This is a genomic window from Xenophilus azovorans DSM 13620 (assembly GCF_000745855.1).
GTDB classification, from domain to species: domain Bacteria; phylum Pseudomonadota; class Gammaproteobacteria; order Burkholderiales; family Burkholderiaceae_C; genus Xenophilus; species Xenophilus azovorans.
In genome coordinates this window covers 43,166-63,143 of record NZ_JQKD01000026.1, presented here as the reverse complement: position 1 = coordinate 63,143, position 19,978 = coordinate 43,166, and the positions used below count along the sequence as shown (strand labels likewise).

General features: G+C 69.0%; 19 protein-coding genes and 1 tRNA gene. 7 read left to right on the top strand and 13 right to left on the bottom strand.

Annotated elements, in window-relative coordinates; translation table 11 throughout:
- Nucleotides 1-51: 51 nt before the first annotated feature.
- The 9 genes from Q392_RS15790 to Q392_RS15750 all read right to left on the bottom strand — a co-directional run bounded on the left by Q392_RS15790 (nt 52) and on the right by Q392_RS15750 (nt 10,335).
- Complete coding sequence (locus Q392_RS15790) at nt 52-1,269, bottom strand: M20 aminoacylase family protein (RefSeq protein WP_038209700.1); 1,218 nt, start codon at nt 1,267-1,269, stop codon at nt 52-54.
- Nucleotides 1,270-2,187: an N-formylglutamate amidohydrolase gene (locus Q392_RS15785; protein ID WP_084217097.1), complete on the bottom strand. Its 918-nt coding sequence runs from the start codon at nt 2,185-2,187 to the stop codon at nt 1,270-1,272.
- Between the two features lie 8 nt (nt 2,188-2,195).
- On the bottom strand, nt 2,196-3,254 hold the full coding sequence (locus Q392_RS15780; protein WP_051953541.1) for an ABC transporter ATP-binding protein: 1,059 nt from the start codon (nt 3,252-3,254) through the stop codon (nt 2,196-2,198).
- Nucleotides 3,251-4,264 (bottom strand): ABC transporter ATP-binding protein, encoded by a 1,014-nt coding sequence (locus Q392_RS15775; protein ID WP_038209698.1) that lies wholly within the window; start codon nt 4,262-4,264, stop codon nt 3,251-3,253. The genes Q392_RS15780 and Q392_RS15775 overlap by 4 nt, the downstream gene beginning before the upstream one ends.
- A gap of 3 nt (nt 4,265-4,267) precedes the next feature.
- The gene (locus Q392_RS15770) at nt 4,268-5,194 is read right to left on the bottom strand and encodes an ABC transporter permease (RefSeq protein ID WP_038209695.1); all 927 of its coding nucleotides are present in this window, start codon (nt 5,192-5,194) and stop codon (nt 4,268-4,270) included.
- Nucleotides 5,191-6,168, bottom strand: a complete 978-nt coding sequence (locus tag Q392_RS15765; protein WP_038209693.1) for an ABC transporter permease — start codon at nt 6,166-6,168, stop codon at nt 5,191-5,193. The genes Q392_RS15770 and Q392_RS15765 overlap by 4 nt, the downstream gene beginning before the upstream one ends.
- Nucleotides 6,169-6,212: 44 nt before the next feature.
- On the bottom strand, nt 6,213-7,772 hold the full coding sequence (locus Q392_RS15760; RefSeq protein WP_245610732.1) for an ABC transporter substrate-binding protein: 1,560 nt from the start codon (nt 7,770-7,772) through the stop codon (nt 6,213-6,215).
- 167 nt (nt 7,773-7,939) lie between these two features.
- Nucleotides 7,940-8,593: a lytic transglycosylase domain-containing protein gene (locus tag Q392_RS15755; RefSeq protein ID WP_038209680.1), complete on the bottom strand. Its 654-nt coding sequence runs from the start codon at nt 8,591-8,593 to the stop codon at nt 7,940-7,942.
- The gene (locus Q392_RS15750) at nt 8,590-10,335 is read right to left on the bottom strand and encodes a proline--tRNA ligase (protein WP_038209676.1); all 1,746 of its coding nucleotides are present in this window, start codon (nt 10,333-10,335) and stop codon (nt 8,590-8,592) included. The genes Q392_RS15755 and Q392_RS15750 overlap by 4 nt, the downstream gene beginning before the upstream one ends.
- 139 nt (nt 10,336-10,474) lie before the next feature.
- Between Q392_RS15750 and Q392_RS15745 the strand changes: the two genes are divergently transcribed.
- Complete coding sequence (locus tag Q392_RS15745) at nt 10,475-11,164, top strand: RNA pyrophosphohydrolase (RefSeq protein ID WP_038209673.1); 690 nt, start codon at nt 10,475-10,477, stop codon at nt 11,162-11,164.
- Complete coding sequence (locus Q392_RS15740; protein WP_245610731.1) at nt 11,094-11,690, top strand: CNP1-like family protein; 597 nt, start codon at nt 11,094-11,096, stop codon at nt 11,688-11,690. The genes Q392_RS15745 and Q392_RS15740 overlap by 71 nt, the downstream gene beginning before the upstream one ends.
- A gap of 16 nt (nt 11,691-11,706) precedes the next feature.
- On the opposite strand, the gene proB is transcribed toward Q392_RS15740, so the two are convergent.
- The 4 genes from proB to rplU form a co-directional block, all read right to left on the bottom strand.
- The gene (gene proB, locus Q392_RS15735) at nt 11,707-12,855 is read right to left on the bottom strand and encodes a glutamate 5-kinase (protein ID WP_038209670.1); all 1,149 of its coding nucleotides are present in this window, start codon (nt 12,853-12,855) and stop codon (nt 11,707-11,709) included.
- Between the two features lie 17 nt (nt 12,856-12,872).
- Complete coding sequence (gene cgtA / locus Q392_RS15730; protein WP_038209667.1) at nt 12,873-13,946, bottom strand: Obg family GTPase CgtA; 1,074 nt, start codon at nt 13,944-13,946, stop codon at nt 12,873-12,875.
- Nucleotides 13,947-14,038: 92 nt separating this feature from the next.
- Entirely contained in the window at nt 14,039-14,296 is a 258-nt protein-coding gene (gene rpmA, locus Q392_RS15725; RefSeq protein WP_038209663.1) for a 50S ribosomal protein L27, read from the bottom strand.
- A 21-nt stretch (nt 14,297-14,317) separates the two neighbouring features.
- Nucleotides 14,318-14,629: a 50S ribosomal protein L21 gene (gene rplU / locus Q392_RS15720; RefSeq protein ID WP_038209660.1), complete on the bottom strand. Its 312-nt coding sequence runs from the start codon at nt 14,627-14,629 to the stop codon at nt 14,318-14,320.
- 229 nt (nt 14,630-14,858) lie between these two features.
- Between rplU and Q392_RS15715 the strand changes: the two genes are divergently transcribed.
- From Q392_RS15715 to Q392_RS15695, 5 genes are all read left to right on the top strand, one after another.
- Nucleotides 14,859-15,788 (top strand): polyprenyl synthetase family protein, encoded by a 930-nt coding sequence (locus tag Q392_RS15715; protein WP_051953549.1) that lies wholly within the window; start codon nt 14,859-14,861, stop codon nt 15,786-15,788.
- A gap of 42 nt (nt 15,789-15,830) precedes the next feature.
- A tRNA-Pro gene (locus Q392_RS15710) sits at nt 15,831-15,907 on the top strand.
- 116 nt (nt 15,908-16,023) lie between these two features.
- The gene (pilB, locus tag Q392_RS15705; protein WP_038209655.1) at nt 16,024-17,757 is read left to right on the top strand and encodes a type IV-A pilus assembly ATPase PilB; all 1,734 of its coding nucleotides are present in this window, start codon (nt 16,024-16,026) and stop codon (nt 17,755-17,757) included.
- Nucleotides 17,758-17,785: 28 nt separating this feature from the next.
- Nucleotides 17,786-19,009 carry a type II secretion system F family protein gene (locus Q392_RS15700; RefSeq protein WP_038209651.1) on the top strand — a complete coding sequence of 408 codons (1,224 nt, stop codon included), beginning with the start codon at nt 17,786-17,788 and terminating at the stop codon, nt 19,007-19,009.
- Nucleotides 19,009-19,974: a prepilin peptidase gene (locus Q392_RS15695; protein ID WP_211260243.1), complete on the top strand. Its 966-nt coding sequence runs from the start codon at nt 19,009-19,011 to the stop codon at nt 19,972-19,974. Before Q392_RS15700 ends, Q392_RS15695 begins: the two co-directional genes overlap by 1 nt.
- The last annotated feature ends 4 nt before the right edge of the window (nt 19,975-19,978 follow it).

Below are 19,978 nucleotides of genomic sequence, written 5' to 3'. Positions count from 1 at the left end.
TTCGACAAGCTCAGCGTGACCGGACTGTCGTATGAGCCACCGGGGACACGCTCAGCCGCGCTTGAAAAAAGCCTGCACCAGCTTCACCCAGTAGCTGGCGCCGATGGGGAGCAGCGCGTCGTTGAAGTCGTAGTTGGGGTTGTGCAGCTCGCACGGGCCCATGCCCTCGTAGGGCGACTCGCGGTGCGCGCCCTCGCCGTTGCCCAGGAACAGGTAGCAGCCGGGCACGCGCTCCAGGTAGAAGGAAAAGTCTTCCGCGCCGCCGTGCTGCGGCGTGTCGGCCGTCACGCGCCCGGCGCCGAAGGCCTCGCGCGCCACCTGCATTGCGAACTCGGTGGGCTCGGGCCAGTTCACCAGCGGCGGGTAGGCGCGGTGGAAATGCAGCTCGCCGCTGCCGCCGTGCACCTGCGGCAGCGTCTCGGCCACGCGGCGCATCTGGTCCTCGATGTCGTCCAGCACCTGGGTGCTGAAGGTGCGCACGGTGCCGCGGATCACCGCCTCGCCGGGCAGCACGTTGTAGGCGTCGCCGGCGTGGATCTGCGTGATGCTGAGCACCGCGATGTCGATCGGGTTCTTGTGGCGCGAGATCAGCGTCTGCAGCACGCCCACCATCTCGGCCGCGATGACGATGGTGTCGACCGCCTTGTGCGGTTGCGCCGCATGGCCGCCGGTGCCGCGCACGGTGATGTCGAAGCGGTTGCTGGAAGCCATCGCCGGCCCCTTGCGGAAGGCGAAGTGGCCGGCCGCGAAGCCCGGCATGTTGTGCATGCCGTAGATCTCGTCGCAGGGGAAGCGCTCGAACAGGCCGTCGTCGATCATGGCCTTGGCGCCGGCGTTGCCGCCCTCCTCGGCCGGCTGGAAGACGAAGTGCACCGTGCCGGCGAAGTCGCGGTGCCGCGAGAGGTGCTTGGCCGCCGCCAGCAGCATGGTGGTGTGGCCGTCGTGGCCGCAGCCGTGCATGCGGCCCGGGTGCTTCGAGGCGTGGGCGAAGCGATTGTGCTCGGGCATGGGCAGCGCGTCCATGTCGGCGCGCAGGCCGAGGCGGCGCTCGGCGGCGCCTTCGATGCGCTGCCCCGTGCCGCGCAGCACCCCGACCACCCCGGTGCGGCCCAGGCCGCGGTGCACCTCCAGGCCGTATTGCTCGAGCTGCGCGGCGACCAGCTCGGACGTGCGGTGCTCCTCGAAGGCCAGCTCCGGGTGCGCGTGGATGTCGCGCCGCAGCGCGGTGAAGGCGGCCTGCTCGGCCTCGATGTCGGCGATCAACGTCATTCAGCGGCTCCCGGCGGGCAGTTCGGATCGGACGAAGGCGGCCAGCTCCTGCGCCACCTCGGTTAACGCGGCCTGCAGCGCGCTGAAGCCGGCGCTGCGCTCGCGCGTGGCCTCGTCCATGTACAGGCCGCGGTGCACCTCGACCTGCAGGCTGTGGCGGCGCTCGGCGGGGCGGCCCAGGCGGGCGATCAGCGCCACGCCCTTGAAGGGGTCGTTGAGCGCCACGGAGAAGCCCCGCTTGCGCAGCGCCTGCGCCACCGCGTCGGTGAAGGTCGGCGACGCGGTCGTGCCGTCGCGGTCGCCGAGCACGAAGTCGGCCAGCGGCTTGTCGGTGCGGATGCCCAGGCTCTCGTACGAGTCGGCAGGCATGGAGTGCAGGTTCAGGTGCCACACCGCGCCAAAGCGGGCGTAGGCGCCCTCGATCTGCTCGCGCATGGCCGCGTGGTAGGGCGCGTGGTAGTCGGCGATGCGCCGCCGCACCTCGGCCACGCCCAGCTTGCGCCGGTAGATGGGGTTCAGGCCGTTCTTGCCGGCGTCGCGCCAGATCAGGCCGATGCCCAGCCGCGTCTTCTCGCTGGGCTGCAGCGGCCCGGGCCAGGGCTCGGCCAGCATGGCCGGGTCGATGTCCTCCACCTCGCGGTTCGGGTCGATGTACGAGCGCGGGAACTCGGCGGCGAGCAGCGTGGCGCCGACGCCCGGCAGCGCCTGCCACAGGACGTGGACGTCGGTGTCCTCGCCCTTGCGCAGCAGCTCGAAGGGCAGCGCGAAGCCGAAGTCGGCCGGGTAGCGGGTGCCGCTGTGCGGCGAGTCGCACACCAGCGGCAGCGCCTCGGCTTCGGGCAGGCGCAGCGTGTAGGGCGTGAAGGGGCCAGGCACGTCGCGCTGGACGGCGGCGGAGGGGTCGGCGGCAGGGGTCATGGGGCGGTTCACGATGCGATGGACGGCGTGTCGTCCAGATGGCAGGCGCTGCGGTGGCCGGGGCCGCGCTGGCGCAGCAGCGGGGCCTCCACCCGGCAGCGGGGCATGGCGTGCGGGCAGCGCGGGTGGAAGGCGCAGCCCGGCGGAGGTGCCAGCGGCGAGGGCAGCTCGCCCTGGATCGGGCGGTAGTCGCGCCGCCGCGCATCGAGCGTCGGCAGCTCGGCCAGCAGCGCGCGGGTGTAGGGGTGCTGCGGCCCGCGGAAAACCACGTCGGTGGGCGCCTCCTCGACGATGCGGCCCAGGTACATGATGACCACCCGGTCCGACACGTGCCCCACTACGCCCAGGTTGTGGCTGACGAAGAGGTAGGTCAGGTCCAGCTCGCGCCGCAGCGCCAGGAACAGGTTCAGCACCTGGGCCTGGATCGACACGTCCAGCGCCGCCACCGCCTCGTCGCACACGATGAGCTGAGGCTTCAGCGCCAGCGCGCGCGCGATGCCGATGCGCTGGCGCTGCCCGCCCGAGAACTGGTGCGGGTAGCGCTGCGCGTAGTCCGGGTCGAGCCCGACCTGCTCCAGCAGCCGGGCCACGTGCTCGGCCTTGCGCGCCGCCGGCACCAGGCCGTGCACCACCGGCGCCTCGCCGACGATGTCCAGCACCCGCATGCGCGGGTTGAGCGAGGCCATCGGGTTCTGGAAGATCATCTGCACGCCCAGCGCATAGGCCTTGCGCTCGCGCGGCGCCATGTCGGCCACGCGCCGGCCGCGGTAGCGCAGCTCGCCGGCGGAGGGCGGCATCACGCCGGCGATCATCCGGCCCAGGGTGGACTTGCCGCAGCCGGACTCGCCCACCACGCCCACCACTTCGCCGCGCCGCACGGCGAGGTCGACGTCGCTGACGGCATGCACCACGCTGGCCCGCTGACGCGCGCCCAGCAGGTTGGCCAGGCGCGCGGCCACGTCCAGCGGCTGCTCGAAGCGCTTGCTCAGGCCGCGCAATTCCAGCAGGGGCGCGTCGCCCTCGACCGCTACGGCGGGAGCTGCGTCCGTCACAACATCGGCACTCATGCCACTTCCTCCAGCGGATGCCAGCAGCGCAGCCAGCGCACGTCCGCGGGCGCCGCGTCGGCAGGGCCGGCGGACGTGACGCCGGGCGCCTCGCGGCAGCGCGCGTCGGCCCGGCCGCAGCGCGGATGGAAGGCGCAGCCGGGCGGCAGGTGCAGCAGCGAGGGCGTCATGCCGGGGATCTGGCGCAGCAGTTGCCCGTGCGTCTCGCGCGAAGGGATGGAGTCGATCAACCCGCGCGTGTACGGATGCGCCGGATGCCGGATCACCTCGGCCGCGGGGCCGCTCTCGACCACGCGCCCGGCGTACATCACGGCGATGCGCGTGGCCAGCGCCGACACCACGGCCAGGTCGTGCGAGATCCAGATCATGGCGGTGCCGGTGTCGCGGCACAGTTTCTGCACCTCGTACAGGATCTGCGCCTGGATGGTCACGTCCAGCGCCGTGGTGGGCTCGTCGGCGATGATCAGCCGCGGCCGGTTGAGCAGTGCGATGGCGATCGCCACCCGCTGGCGCATACCGCCCGAGAGCTGGTGCGGGTAGGCCGCGAGGCGCTCGTCGGGCGCCGGGATGCCGACCTGCGCCAGCACCTCCCGCGCGCGGGCGCGGGCGGCAGCACGGCTGGCGCGCTCGTGCGCCTGGATGGCCTCGATCATCTGCGTGTCGACCCGCAGCACCGGGTTCAGCGTCATCATCGGGTCCTGGAAGATCATCGCGATCTCCTTGCCCCGCAGTTGCCGCAGCCGCTGCGCACTGGCGCCCACCAGCGGCTCGCCCAGGTAGCGGATCTGGCCCGCCACGATGCGCCCCGGCTCGTCCACCAGGCCGATGATCGAGAAGCCGGTGATGCTCTTGCCCGAGCCCGATTCGCCCACCAGCCCCAGCACCTCGCCGGCGTCGACTGACAGGTCCACGCCGTCCACCGCCTTGACCACGCCGCCGTGGGTGAAGAAGTGCGTGCACAGGCCCTCGACGGCCAGCACGGGGGAAGACGATGCGGCGGAGGGGCTCATGCTTCAGCGCGCATGGTGCGGGTTGAGCAGGTCGCGCAGGTGGTCGCCGACCAGGTTCAGCCCGATGATCGCGACCGCCAGCGCGATGCCGGGGAAGAAGGAGATCCAGTAGTGCCCCGAGAGCATGAACTCGAAGCCGTTGGAGATCAGCATGCCCAGCGAGGGCTCGGTCACCGGCACGCCCACGCCCAGGAAGGACAAGGTGGACTCCAGCGCGATGGCGTGCGCCAGGTCGATGGTGGCGATGACGATCAGCGGCGGCATGCAGTTGGGCAGCATGTGGCGCATCAGCACGCGCGGCCAGCCCAGCGACATGCACTGCGCCGCCTCCACGTACTCCTTGGCCCGCTCCACCAGCGCGGCGCCGCGCGCCGCGCGCGCGAAGTAGGCCCACTGCACGATGATGAGGGCGATGATCACCTTGTCCACGCCCTTGCCGAGGATGGCCAGCAGGATCAGCGCCACCAGGATGGCGGGGAAGGACAACTGGATGTCGACGATGCGCATCAAGAGCGCATCGACCCAGCCGCCGAAGTAGGCCGCCACCAGCCCGACCACGCTGCCGATGGCCAGCGCCGCCAGCACCGAGACGCCGCCCACCACCAGGCTGGTGCGCAGGCCGTAGAAGATGGCCGAGAGCAGGTCGCGCGCCTGGCCGTCGGTGCCCAGCCAGTAGGTGATCGCGCCGTCGGCGCTCCGGCTGCCCGGCGGCAGCTTGGAATCGAAGATGTCCAGCTTGCCGATGTCGTACGGGTCCTGCGGCGCGATCCAGGGCGCCAGCACCGCCACGAGGACAGTGGCGACCAGCAGCACCAGGCCCAGCACCGCCAGCCGGTTGGCCAGGAACTCGCGGCGCAGGCGCTGCCAGGGCGTCTCGGGCTTCGGCGGCACGGGCGCCGCATCGGCCGTGAGCACAGCAGGTTCGCTCATGCCTTCGCCTCCTGCAGCCGCACGCGCGGATCGAGCACCGAGTAGAGGATGTCCACCAGCAGGTTCACCATCACCAGGAAGAACACGATCAGGATCAGGTAGGCCACCACCACCGGGCGGTCGAGCGTGATGATGGAGTCGAGCAGCAGCTTGCCCATGCCGGGCCAGGCGAAGATGGTCTCGGTCACCACCGCGAAGGCCACCACCTGCCCGAACTCCAGCCCGAACACGGTGACGATCGGGATCAGGATGTTCTTGAGCAGGTGCACGCGCAGGATGCGCCCCCACCGAAGGCCCTTGGCCTGCGCGAACTTGATGTAGTCCATGGGCAGCGCCTCGCGCGTGGCGGCGCGGGTCACGCGGATGATCAGCGCGCACTTGGCCATGGCGATGGTCAGCGCCGGCAGCAGGATGCGCGACCAGCCGTCCAGCGTCAGGATGCTCAGCGACAGCGGCCCGAGCTGCGCCACCTGGCCGCGCCCGCTGGCCGGCAGCCAGCCCAGGTACACGGCGAACACCATGATCAGCATCAGCCCGACCCAGAAGTTGGGCAGCGAGAAGCCCAGCACCGAGCCGGTCATGATGCCGCGCGTGCTCCAGGCCGTGGGCTTGAGCCCGGCCCAGATGCCCAGCGGCACGCCCACCAGCAGCGCCATCAGCATGGCCACGCAGGCCAGCTCCAGCGTGGCCGGCATGCGCTCGAGGATCAGGCCCATGGCCGGCTGCCCGGTGAGGAAGCTGCGGCCGAAGTCCAGCCGCAGGGCGTGCGACATGAACACCGCGTACTGTTCCAGCAGCGGCCGGTCCAGGCCGAAGTTGCGGCGGATCTCCTCGCGGTCCAGTTCAGTGGCCTCAGGGCTGGCCATCATCGAGACCGGGTCGCCGACCACGTACAGGCCGACGAACACCAGCCCCGACATCACGGCCATGACCAGCAGGGCCTGCAGCAGGCGCCGGATGATGAAAGTAAGCATCGCGGGAAGCCGGGGCGCGCGGCAGGCCGCCGCCCCCTAGGGGCTCAGTTGGCCTGAGTGGCGTACTGGACCATCGTCTGCTGGTCGGCCCGGCCCTGGAAGCGCACGTTCTTCTTCATCGCCCACACCGAGTGCTCGAAGTGGATCGGCAGCATGGCGAAGTCGGCCATCGCGATCTCGCTGGCGCGCGCCAGCGCCGCGGCGCGGGCGCCGTCGTTCATCATGGCCGCGGAGCTTTCGACCAGCTTGTCCATCTCGGGGTTGGAATAGCGGCTGCGGTTGGTGGTGCCCACGCCCCTGTCCTTGTCGGGCGTGACCAGCAGGGAGTTGAGCGTGTTGGACATCTCGCCCGTGGCCGTGCCCCAGCCGGCCAGGTAGGCGCTGTAGGCGTAGGCATCGCGGTTCTTGAAGAACACAGCCGGTGCGTTGGAGTCGATGGTGGTCTTCACGCCGACGCGCGTCCACATCGCCGCGAGCGTCTGCGCGACCTTGCTGTCGTTGATGTAGCGGCCGTTGGGCGCGCCCAGGACCATCGTGAAGCCGTTGGGGTAGCCGGCCTCCTTCAGCAGCGCCTTGGCCTTTTCCGGATCGGCCTTGGCGGCCTTGGTCAGCTTGTCGCTGGCGCCGAACATCGGGTAGGGCAGCAGTTGCGCCGCCGCGGTGGCCACGCCGCCCATGGTGCGCGCCACCAGCGCGTCGCGGTCGATCGCCAGCGACAGCGCCTCGCGCACGCGCTTGTCCAGCAGCGGGTTCTTGCCGCCGGTGTCGGTGATGCCGGGCGACGGCGCGCCGTGCTGGTCGAGCGCGACGTAGATGACGCGGTTGGAGGCCTTGGTCTCGACGTGCAGCTTCGAGTCCTTCTTGAGCCGCTCCAGGTCGTCGGTCGGCGGGTCCTCGATCAGGTCCACGTCGCCGGCCAGCAGCGCGGCCACGCGCGCGGCCGGGTTGCTGATGGGCCGGTAGATGACCTTGTCCCAGGCCGGCTTGGGGCCCCAGTAGTGCGGGTTGCGCTCGAACACGATCTCGGCGCCGCGCTTCCACGACACGAACTTGTAGGGGCCGGCGCCGACCAGGCCGTTGCCCGAGTTCAGCTCGGTGGTGGTCTTGCCCTCGGGCGCGCTGCCGGCCATGGCCTTGGCCGACATGATGGGCAGGCCGACCATGTTGATCGCCAGCAGCGGATAGGGCTCGGAGGTGGTGATGCGCACCGTGAGCGGATCGACCGCCTCCACCTTCTCCACCTTCTGCAGGTAGACCTTGAAGGACGACGGGCTGTTGGGCACCTTGGGCACGCGGTTGAGCGTGAACACGACGTCGTCCGCCGTCAGCGGGCTGCCATCGGAGAACTTCACGTTGGGCCGCAGCTTGAAGGTCCACACCTTGCCGTCGGCCTTCCAGGACTCGGCCACGCAGGGCTTGGGCACCAGGTCGGCGTCGCCGCACACCAGCGGGTCGAACAGCGTCTGCGACAACTGGATGTTCGGCGTCAGCGCGTGGTACTGCGGGTCCATCGACGTGGGCTCGGTCTTCAGCGCCACCACCAGGTCCCTGGCTTGCGCCGCGCCCATGGCGGCGCCGGTGGCGGCTGCGGCCAGCGCGAGCATCGCGGGATTCAAGAAACGCCGACGGCCTGCAATTCGCATGGATCAGTTCTCCGGGAAGATGGAAAGACGGATGCGAAGGGGCCAAGCAAAAACGGCGCCAGCCCCCTTGAGGCCAATGAGGATACGGGGCGTGCCGCCGCCGCGTTCCCCGTGTTAACCCGGCGCGTTCAGGCCGGCGGCGCGCGATGGTCGAAGCGGTAGGCGCGCTGGTTGGCGAACACCGCGTTGGGGTACGGCGCACGGCCGCGGCTGCCGTTGTAGCGGCCCAGCGCCATGAACAGGTCGCCGCGCTCGCGGTCGATGTAGTGGCGCAGGATCACGCAGCCGAAGCGCAGGTTGGTCTGCATGTGGAACAGCACCGCCGGGTTGCCATCGCCGATGACGCGGGTCCAGAACGGCATCACCTGCATCAGCCCGCGCGCGCCGGCGCTGGAGACGGCGAACTTGCGGAAGTTGCTCTCGACCTGGATCAGGCCCAGCACGAGGCTGACGTCGAGCCCGGCGCGGCGCGACTCGTACCAGATGGTCTGCAGCAGCTCGAAGCGCGTGCGCCGGTCGGGCACCTTGCGCCGGATGCGCTCGCCCATCTCGCCCAGCCAGCGCAGGTAGCCCAGGCGCGACTCGGTGTCGTCGAACTCGGGCACCGGCGGCGCCTTGTTGTGGATGGCCGAGGACAGCGCCGTGCGCACGGAATCGGCCAGCGGCTCCTCGACCTGGGCGCCGGCGAGCGCCCAGTCCGGCAGCGCCAGCGCCGCCGGCAGTGCGGCCGTTCGCAGCAGCCAGCGGCGGCGCGACGCGTCCTGCGCGCGCTGGGCGCTCATACGGCCAGCCGGCCCTTCACGAATGCGGCCGCCTCGGCCGCGGGCACCTTGGTGGCGGACGCGTCGCGGCGATGCTGGTACTCCACCACGCCGTCCTTCAGGCCCTTGTCGCCGATGGTGATGCGGTGCGGCACGCCGATCAGCTCCCAGTCGGCGAACATGGCGCCCGGGCGCTCGTTGCGGTCGTCCAGGATCACGTCCACGCCGGCCGCCAGCAGGTCCGCGTAGATCCGCTCGGCCTCCTGCTTCACCGCCTCGCTGCGGTCCATGCCGATGGGGCACACGACCACCGTGAAGGGCGCGATCGCGTCGGGCCAGATGATCCCGCGCTCGTCGTGGTTCTGCTCGATGGCCGCGGCCGGCAGGCGCGTGATGCCGATGCCGTAGCAGCCCATCTCCATGAAGCGCGGCTTGCCGTCCTCTTCGAGGAAGGTGGCGTTCATCGCCTTGCTGTACTTGGTGCCGAGGTAGAACACGTGGCCCACCTCGATGCCGCGCTCGATGACCAGCGCACCCTTGCCGTCCGGCGACGGATCGCCCGCGACCACGTTGCGCAGGTCGGCCACCAGCGCGGGCTCGGGCAGGTCGCGGCCCCAGTTCACGCCGATGATGTGAAAGTCGGGCTCGTTCGCACCGCAGATCCAGTCGGCCATCACCGCCACCTCGCGGTCGGCCACCAGCTTCACCGGCTTGCGCAGGTTCAGCGGCCCGAGGTAGCCGGGCTTGCAGCCGAAGTGGTCCTCGATCTCGGCCAGCGTGGCGAAGCGCCAGCCGCCCTCGAAGCCCGGCAGCTTGCCGACCTTCACCTCGTTCATGTCATGGTCGCCGCGCAGCAGCAGCAGCCAGACCTGCGCGCCCTTCGGCTGGCCGGCCTCGTCCACTTCATCGGTCGCCAGCACCAGCGACTTGACGGTGGTGGACAGCGGCACGCCCAGCAGCTCGGCCACGTCGGCGCAGGTGGCCTTGCCGGGCGTCGGCGTCTTGGTCAGCGGCTTCGAGGCGGCCGGACGCGGCCCGGCGGGCGCCAGTGCCTCGGCCTTCTCCATGTTGGCGGCGTAGTCGCTGTCGGGGCAGTAGACGATCGCGTCCTCGCCGGTGGCGGCGATCACCTGGAACTCCTCGGACAGATCGCCGCCGATGGCGCCGCTGTCGGCCGCCACCGCACGGTAGCGCAGGCCGAAGCGGTCGAAGGCGCGCCGGTACGCCTGGGCCATGACGTGGTAGCTGGCCTTGGCGGATTCGGCGTCGCGGTCGAAGCTGTAGGCGTCCTTCATGATGAACTCGCGCCCGCGCATCAGGCCGAAGCGCGGCCGCCGCTCGTCCCGGAACTTGGTCTGAATCTGGTAGAAGTTCCGCGGCAGCTGCTTGTAGCTGCGGATCTCCTGGCGCGCGATGTCGGTCACCACCTCCTCGCTGGTGGGCTGCACGACGAAATCACGCTCGTGCCGGTCCCGGATGCGCAGCAGCTCGGGGCCCATCTTCTCGAAGCGGCCGGTCTCCTGCCACAGCTCTGCCGGCTGCACCACCGGCATGGTCAGCTCGATCGCGCCGGCGCGGTTCATCTCCTCGCGCACGATGGCCTCGACCTTCCGGATCACCCGAAGGCCCATGGGCATGTAGGAGTAGATGCCGGCGCCCAGCTTCTTGATCATCCCGGCACGGGTCATGAGGCGGTGGCTGGCCACCTCGGCATCGGCCGGTGCTTCCTTGAGGGTGGAGACGAGGAATCGGGACGCTTTCATCGGTCGCGGTCGCAAATGCTGCAGTGGAAAAAGCAAGGGCCGCTGGCGCGGCCCCCTGAAGGCTCTGGAAGGGTCCGAACTGGTGCAGCCAGCATGCATCTATGCATAATCGAACCAGTTCAAGAATTGGGGTTTGATTATGCTTGACCGGGACGGCTTCAGGCCGAACGTCGGCATCATCCTGCTCAACCAGAAAAGCCAGGTCTTTTGGGGCAAGCGCATCCGCACCCATTCCTGGCAGTTTCCGCAAGGCGGGATCGATCGGGGCGAGACACCCGAACAGGCGATGTTCCGGGAGCTCCACGAGGAAGTGGGGCTGCTGCCCGAACACGTGCGCATCGTCGCGCGCACCCGCGACTGGCTGCGCTACACGGTGCCCGAGCGCTACATCCGCCGCGACGCCCGCGGCTTCTACAAGGGCAAGAAGCAGATCTGGTACCTGCTGCAGTTCGTCGGCCACGACTGGGACCTGAACCTGCGCGCGACCAGCCACCCCGAGTTCGATGCCTGGCGCTGGCACGACTACTGGGTGCCGCTGGACGTGGTGGTCGAGTTCAAGCGCGGCGTCTACGAGATGGCGCTGACCGAACTGGCCCGCTTCCTGCCGCGGCAGGACACACGCAACCGCTTCCTGCGCGGCGGCATGCGCGGCCGCCCGGCCGACCGTGCGCCGCGCACGCCGCCGGCCGCCGAACCCGGCTATGAACTTCCCCCGGGGGCGACCTTCGACCCCGATCCCAACTCCTCCGTCATCGAGCATGCCTCTCCGTCACCCGCGGCTGCGCCCGCAACGCCGTCCCCTCCCCTGGTCGTTCCTCCTGCGCGCTAGCGCCGCCCTGGCGCTGGCCGCGCTGGTGCCGGCCGGCGGCGCGTGGGCGGATGATGCGCGCGCGCGCATCGAGCGCGGCGAGAACCCGCACATGTCCAACTACGAAGCGCCGGAATGGAAGGAGGCGGAGGTCCCCCCGCCGCCGCAGTTCGAGGTCGGCCGGCTGATGGCCCTCGAGATGCCGCCCTACATGTCGCTGAAGTTCGGCGTCGACCCCAAGACCATCACGATCGCGCCCGACGGCGTGGTGCGCTATGTGGTGGTGGCCTACCGCGACGGCAGCGACACGGTCAACGCCTTCTACGAGGGGGTGCGCTGCTCCAGCGAGGAGTACAAGACCTACGCGCGCTACACCGGCAGCGGCTGGAGCACCGTGCCGGCGTCCGAGTGGAAGCGCATCGACGACCGCAACTCGATCTACACCGCCGAACTGGCGCGGCAGTCACTGTGCCAGGGCCATGCACCCCGTGGCTCGGTGAACGACATGCTGCGCGAGCTTCGGCGGCCGGAAACCCAAGGCTACTGACGCCACCGCAGGAAAGTCAGGCGCCGCGCACCATCAGCACGAGGTTGTCGCGGTGCACCATCTCCGGCTCGCCGGCGTAGCCGAGCAGCCGCTCGAACTCGCCGGAAGGCTTGCGGCACAGCAGGCGCGCCTCGGCGCTCGAATAGTTGGCCAGCCCACGCGCCAGCTCCACCCCCTGCGGGTCGCGCACCGCGATGACGTCGCCGCGCGAGAAGTCGCCTTCGACGCCCACCATCCCGATCGGCAGCAGGCTCTTGCCCTCGGAGCGCACCTTGGCCGCTGCGCCGGCGTCGACCGTGACCGCGCCGCGCAACTGCAGGTGGTCGGCCATCCAGCGCTTGCGCGCCTGGTGCTTGGCGGTCTGCGCGACCAGCAGGGTGCCGATCGCCTCGCCGCGCGCCAGGCGCAGCAGCGCATCGGGCTCGCGGCCCCAGGCGATCACGGTGGACGCGCCCGACCCCGCCGCCCGCTTGGCTGCCAGGATCTTGGTCAGCATGCCGCCGCGGCCGATGCTGGAGCCGGCGCCGCCGGCCATCGCCTCCAGCGCCGGATCGCCAGCCTGCCCGACGTGCACGAAGCTGGCGTCGGGATGGCTGCGCGGGTCGGCGGTGAACAGGCCCTTCTGGTCGGTGAGGATGACCAGCGCGTCGGCCTCCACCAGGTTGGCCACCAGCGCGCCCAGCGTGTCGTTGTCGCCGAACTTGATCTCGTCGTTGACCACCGTGTCGTTCTCGTTGATGACCGGCACGACGTTCAGGTCGAGCAGCGTGAGCAGCGTGGAGCGTGCATTGAGGTAGCGCTCGCGGTCGGCCAGGTCGCCATGCGTGAGCAGCACCTGCGCGCTGCCCAGGCCGTTCTCGCGCAGCTTGGTCTCGTACATCTGCGCCAGGCCCATCTGCCCGACGGCGGCGGCGGCCTGCAGTTCGTTGATCTCCTTGGGCCGGGCGGTCCAACCCAGGCGCTTCATGCCCTCGGCGACGGCACCGCTGGACACCATGACCACCTCGCGCCCCGCCTTGACCAGCCCCGCCAACTGGCGGCACCACTCCCCGATGGCGCGCTCGTCCAGGCCGCGGCCCTCGTTGGTCACCAGGCTGGAGCCCACCTTGACCACGATACGGCGGGCATCGCGCAGCACGGCGGAGGAGGAATCGTTGGACGTCATCTTCTCGGAAGGCGGAGTCAATCGGCCGGGCGGCTGAAGCGCGGATCGAGATCGGCCGGCGCGGTCGGCTGCTCGGCCTTCTGCTGCGTGCGCACCTGCTGGTAGGCCGCCTGCATCAGCGGCTCGCAGCCCTCGCGCGTCAGGGCCGAGATCTCGAACACCGGCCCCTTGAAACGCAGCCGCCTGACGAAGTCCTTGACCTTCGCCGCGCGCTCCTCCTCGGGGATCATGTCCAGTTTGTTGAGCACCAGCCAGCGCGGCTTGCGGTACAGCGCCTCGTCGTACTTCTTCAGCTCCGCGACGATCGCCTTCGCCTGCGCCACCGGATCCACGCCCTCGTCGAAGGGCGCCAGGTCCACCACGTGCAGCAGCAGCCGGGTGCGCTGCAGGTGGCGCAGGAAGAGGTGACCCAGGCCGGCCCCCTCGGAGGCGCCTTCGATCAGCCCCGGCAGGTCCGCCACCACGAAGCTCTGCTCCGGCCCGATGCGCACCACCCCGAGGTTCGGGTGCAGGGTGGTGAAGGGGTAGTCGGCAATGCGCGGCCGCGCATTGGAGACGGCGCTGATCAGCGTGGACTTGCCGGCATTGGGCATGCCCAGCAGGCCGACGTCGGCCAGCACTTTCAACTCCAGCTTCAGGCTCCTGCGCTCGCCGGGCCAGCCGGGCGTCTTCTGCCGCGGCGCCCGGTTGATGGAGGACTTGAAGCGCAGGTTGCCGAAACCGCCGTCGCCGCCCTTGGCCAGCGTCACGGTCTCGCCGGGCGCCAGCAGTTCGTGCAGCACCTCGCCCGTCTCGGCGTCGGTGACGATGGTGCCCACCGGCATGCGCAGCGTGACGTCGTCGCCCGCCGCGCCGAACATGTCGGAACCCATGCCGTGCTGCCCGCGCCTGGCCTCGTGGCGGCGCGCATAGCGAAAGTCGACGAGCGTGTTGAGGTTCGGGTCGGCCACCGCGAGCACGTGCCCGCCCCGGCCACCGTCGCCGCCGTCGGGCCCGCCGAACTCCTTGAACTTCTCATGCCGGAACGACACGCAGCCATTGCCCCCGTCGCCGGCGGCGACGTCGATGAAGGCTTCGTCGACGAACTTCATGATCGGTCCAGTTTAAGAATCAAACCCCAGAAACGGGAAAGCCCCGGCGAGCGGGGCTTTCGAAAGGGCTGTGAAAGTCCTTCCGTGATGCGTCAGACCGGGGTCACGCTCACGGTGTGCTTGTTCAGCGCGCCCTTGGTCGAGAACGAGATGCGGCCGTCGACCAGCGCGAACAGCGTATGGTCCTTGCCGACGCCGACGTTCGTGCCGGCATGCAGGCGGGTGCCGCGCTGGCGCACGATGATCGAACCGGCGCTCACGACCTGGCCGCCGTAGGCCTTCACGCCGAGCATCTTGGGCTTCGAGTCGCGCCCGTTGCGGGTGGAACCGCCACCTTTTTTCTGTGCCATGGTGTCTTGCTCCTTTTGGGATCAGCCGGCGATGGCGCCGATCTGCAGTTCGGTGAACTGCTGGCGATGGCCCTGGTGCTTCTGATAGTGCTTGCGACGGCGCAGCTTGAAGATGCGCACCTTGTCATGCTTGCCGTGCGACAGCACGGTGGCCGTCACGGTGGCGCCGGACACCAGGGGTGTGCCGACCCGGATGCCGCTGCCGTCGCCGACGGCCAGCACCTGATCGATCACGATTTCCTGGCCAACGTCCGCAGCAATCTGTTCTACCTTGATCTTTTCGCCGGTGGCAACGCGATACTGCTTGCCGCCGGTTTTTATGACCGCGTACATGGGAAATCCTCTCGGGGAAATGAAAACGCTCCGCGGCTCATTCCGCGAAGCCCTCCATGATAGCACGACCAGCCCCAAGGGGCCAGGCACGCCGGGCCAGGCCGGCATGCCTCCCTATAATTTCCCTTCGTCCGTCCCCATCCCCTACCGCCGGCACCGGCGCATACCTTTGTCCGACTCCCCCGCCCCGCCTGCAGACCGCTCCGTCCTGGACCTGATCGCCGACGACATGGCGGAAGTGGACAAGGTCATCGCAACGCGCCTGCAGACCGCCGTGCCGCTGGTCAGCCAGGTGTCGCGCTACATCATCGCCGCCGGAGGCAAGCGCCTGCGCCCGGCGCTCCTGCTGCTCATGAGCGGCGCGCTGGGCTACCGCGGGGCACAGCGATTCAATCTGGCCGCGGTGGTGGAGTTCATCCACACCGCCACCCTGCTGCACGACGACGTGGTGGACGAATCCACCCTGCGCCGCGGCCGGCCGACCGCCAACGAGTCCTTCGGCAACGCAGCCAGCGTGCTGGTGGGCGACTTCCTGTATTCCCGCGCCTTCCAGATGATGCTGGATGCCCGCGACATGCGGGTGATGGAGATCCTGGCCGACGCCACCAACGTGATCGCCGAGGGCGAGGTGCTGCAGCTCATGAACATGGGCGACGCCTCCCTGGACGAGCAGGCCTACCTGCACGTGATCCGCTCCAAGACCGCCAAGCTGTTCGAGGCGAGCACCCGGCTGGCCGCCGTGCTGGCCGGCGTGCCGCGAGAGGTCGAGGATGCCTGCGCGCTCTACGGCCAGGCGCTGGGCACGGCCTTCCAGGTCGTGGACGACGTCCTGGACTACGCCGGCGACGCCACGGAAACGGGCAAGAACCTGGGCGACGACCTGCGCGAAGGCAAGACCACCCTGCCCCTCATCTTCGCGATGCAGCGCGGCCGCCCCGAGCAAAGCGCGCTGGTGCGCAGCGCCATCGAGACGGGCGATGTAGACAAGTTGCCGCAACTGGTGGCCATCGTGCGCGAAACAGGCGCGCTGGAGGCCACGCGCCAGTCCGCCGCTACGGAAGCGCAGCGCGCGGTCGATGCGATTTCGGGGCTGCCCGCGAATTCGCACACAAAAGCTTTGCTACAATTAGCGGCTCAGTTGCTCGAGCGTCGCGCCTAAGTTACCCAACGAAAGCACGAGTCCGTCACATCTGGCAACCATCGGGGTGTAGCTTAGCCTGGTAGAGCGCTACGTTCGGGACGTAGAGGCCGGAGGTTCGAATCCTCTCACCCCGACCAATCGAGGCCATGTAATGCCAAATGCTGCGCACAACTGTTGCGGGCTGACAATTTACAGGGCCGGGTCGATCAGCGATGATCGTGATTCAATTTTCACGATTTCTTACATCTGCTGAATGGCCGCCGCCGATCCCATCGCCAAGGAAAGTGCTTCCGTTGCCCTGCCCGGGCTGGCGCGTGCGCTGATCTCGGCCGGCAAGCTCCAGGCCAAGGCGGCCGAGGAGATCTACCAGAAGTCGCGCACCACCCGCACCAGCTTCATCGCTGAACTCACGGGCACCGGTGCCGTGTCCGCCGCGGACCTGGCGCACACGCTGTCCAACGCCTTCGGCGCCCCGTTGCTGGACCTGGACGCCATCGACCCGCAGCGTCTGCCCAAGGACCTGCTGGACGCCAAGCTGTGCCAGTCCTACCGCGTCGTCGTGCTAGGCAAGCGCAACAACCGTCTGATCGTCGCCACGGCCGACCCCTCCGATCAGCAGGCAGTCGAAAAGATCAAGTTCGCGTCGCAGATGGGCGTGGACTGGGTCATCGCCGAATACGACAAGCTCTCGCGCATGGTCGAGGCAGCCGCAGCCAGCGCGGCCGAGGCCATCGACAGCATCGTGGGTGCGGAGTTCGAGTTCGACGACGTCTCCACCGAGAGCGCAGACACCTCCGACCAGTCCATCGCCGAAGTGGAAGACGCGCCGGTGGTGCGCTTCCTGCACAAGATGCTGCTCGACGCGATCAGCATGCGCGCCTCGGACATCCACTTCGAGCCCTACGAGCACAACTACCGCGTGCGTTTCCGGGTCGACGGCGAGTTGCGCGAGGTGGCCAGCCCGCCGGTGGTCATCAAGGACAAGCTCTCCTCGCGCATCAAGGTGATCTCCAAGCTGGACATCTCCGAGAAGCGCGTGCCCCAGGACGGGCGCATGAAGCTCAAGGTCGGCCCCGAGCGGGTGATCGACTTCCGCGTGAGCACCCTTCCCACGCTGTTCGGCGAAAAGATCGTGATCCGTATCCTCGATCCGAGCAGCGCCAAGCTCGGCATCGACGCGCTGGGCTACGACGCCGACGAGAAACAGCGCCTGATGGACGCGATCCAGCGCCCCTACGGCATGATCCTGGTGACAGGCCCCACCGGCTCGGGCAAGACGGTGTCGCTCTACACCTGCCTGAACCTGCTGAACAAGCCGGGCGTGAACATCGCCACGGCGGAAGACCCGTCGGAAATCAACCTGCCGGGCGTCAACCAGGTCAACGTCAACGAGAAGGCCGGCCTCACCTTCGCGGCGGCGCTGCGCGCCTTCCTGCGGCAGGATCCGGACATCATCATGGTGGGCGAAATCCGCGACCTGGAAACCGCCGACATCGCCATCAAGGCGGCCCAGACGGGTCACCTGGTGCTCTCGACCCTGCACACCAACGATGCGCCGACCACGCTCACGCGGATGCGCAACATGGGCATCGCGCCCTTCAACATCGCATCGAGCGTGATCCTGATCACCGCCCAGCGCCTGGCACGCCGCCTGTGCACGAATTGCAAGGCGCCGGCGCTGGACATTCCCAGGCAGGCGCTGCTGGATGCCGGCTTCCAGGAGTCCCAGCTCGACGGCACCTGGAAGCCCTACAAGCCCGTGGGCTGTTCGGCCTGCAGCGGCGGCTACAAGGGGCGCGTCGGCATCTACCAGGTCATGCCCATCAGCGAGGAGATCCAGAAGATCATCCTGCGCGACGGCAGCGCGATGGACATCGCTGCACAGGCGGAACGCGAGGGCGTACGGTCGCTGCGCCAGTCGGGCCTGCAGAAGGTGATGCAGGGCCTGACTTCCCTGGAAGAAGTGGTTGGCGTGACCAACGAATAAGACCCACAACGCCGCACCGGAGATTCGCATGGCCACGGCCGCCCAGACCAGGAACAACACGCGGGAAACCATCTATGAGTGGGAGGGCCGCGACCGCAACGGCAAGATCGTCCGCGGCGAAATGCGCGCCGCCGGCGAGAACCAGGTGCAGGCCTCGCTGCGGCGCCAGGGCATCCTGACCACCAAGGTCAAGAAGCGGCGCACGCGCTCGGGCAAGGCCATCAAGCCCAAGGACATCGCCATCTTCACCCGGCAGCTGGCCACGATGATGAAGGCCGGCGTGCCGCTGCTGCAGGCCTTCGACATCGTGGGCCGGGGCAACGCGAACCCCAACGTGACGCGGCTGCTCAACGACATCCGCACCGATGTGGAGACGGGCTCGTCGCTGTCGGCCGCGTTCCGCAAGTTCCCCAAGTACTTCGACAGCCTCTACTGCAACCTGGTGGAAGCAGGCGAGGCGGCCGGTATCCTGGAAGATTTGCTCGATCGCCTGGCCACCTACATGGAGAAGACGGAGGCGATCAAGTCCAAGATCAAGTCCGCGCTGATGTATCCGACGGCGGTGGTCGTGGTGGCCTTCGTGGTGGTGGCAATCATCATGATCTTCGTCATCCCGGCCTTCAAGCAGGTGTTCACCTCCTTCGGCGCCGATCTGCCCGCGCCCACGCTGTTCGTCATGGGCATGAGCGAGATCTTCGTGGCGTACTGGTGGCTGATCTTCGGCGTGCTGATCGGCGGCGGCTACTTCTTCATGCAAGCCTGGAAGCGCAACGAGAAGGTGCAGCGCTTCATGGACCGCCTGCTGCTGAGGCTGCCCATCTTCGGCGCGCTCATCGACAAGTCCTGCGTGGCGCGCTGGACGCGCACGCTCTCCACGATGTTCGCCGCCGGCGTGCCGCTGGTCGAGGCGCTGGACTCGGTGGGCGGCGCCTCCGGCAATACCGTCTACTCGGACGCCACGGAGAAGATCCAGCAGGAGGTGTCCACCGGCACCAGCCTGACGACGGCGATGACCAACGCGAACCTGTTCCCCTCGATGGTGCTGCAGATGACGGCCATCGGCGAGGAATCCGGCTCCATCGACCACATGCTGGGCAAGGCGGCCGACTTCTACGAGCAGGAGGTCGACGACATGGTCGCGGGCCTGTCCAGCCTGATGGAGCCCATCATCATCGTCATCCTGGGGGTTGTCATCGGCGGCATCGTGGTGTCGATGTACCTGCCGATCTTCAAGCTCGGCCAAGTGGTCTGATGCAGGAACTGCGTTGGATCGATGCCGCCGCCGGCGGCGTCCTGGGCCTGCTCATCGGGAGTTTCCTGAACGTGGTGATCCATCGCGTTCCGCTGATGATGTACCGGGGCTGGCTGACCGATGCCCTGGCCAACCTCTCCTCGTCGCAGGACACGCCCACGCTGTGGCAACTGGTGTTCGGCACCGGGTCCGCGCAGCCGAAGCCGCTGGTGCAGGCGGCCGACGACGGGCTGGCGCAGGTGGACAACCTGCCGCCGCTCGGACTGGCGCGCCCGGCCTCCCGTTGCGGGCACTGCGGCCATCGGATCCGCTGGTACGAGAACATCCCGCTGCTGAGCTACCTGGCGCTGCGCGGCCGCTGCAGTGGCTGCCGGACAGGCATCGGCTGGCGCTACCCCCTGGTCGAACTGGCGACCGGCCTGCTCTTCGCCCTGTGCGCCTGGCGCTTCGGACTGACGATCACGGGCGCACTGTGGGCCGCCTTCGCCGCCCTGCTGGTGTGCCAGTTCGCCATCGACCTGGACACCCAGCTGCTGCCGGATTCGCTCAACTACCCGTTGCTGTGGCTGGGCCTCATCGGCGCTGCCGCGGGATGGACGGGCGTACCGCTCTCATCCGCCCTGTGGGGCGCGGTGTTCGGCTACCTCGCCCTGTGGCTGGTGTTCCACGGCTATCGCCTCGTCACCGGCAAGGAAGGCATGGGCTACGGCGACTTCAAGCTGCTGGCCGCGCTCGGCGCCTGGCTAGGGGCGGACTTCCTCATCGCCATCGTGCTCGTCTCCTCGCTGGTCGGCGCCCTTCTGGGCGGCCTCCTGCTGCTGGCGGGCAGGCTGGCCCACAAGGACATCCCCATCTCCTTCGGCCCCTTCCTGGCCGGCGCCGGGCTGGTGTGCCTGATGATCGGCCCGGCCACGGTGCGCGAGTGGATGCCCTTCGCCTTTCCGCTCGGCGGGCTGCTGCGCTGAGCGG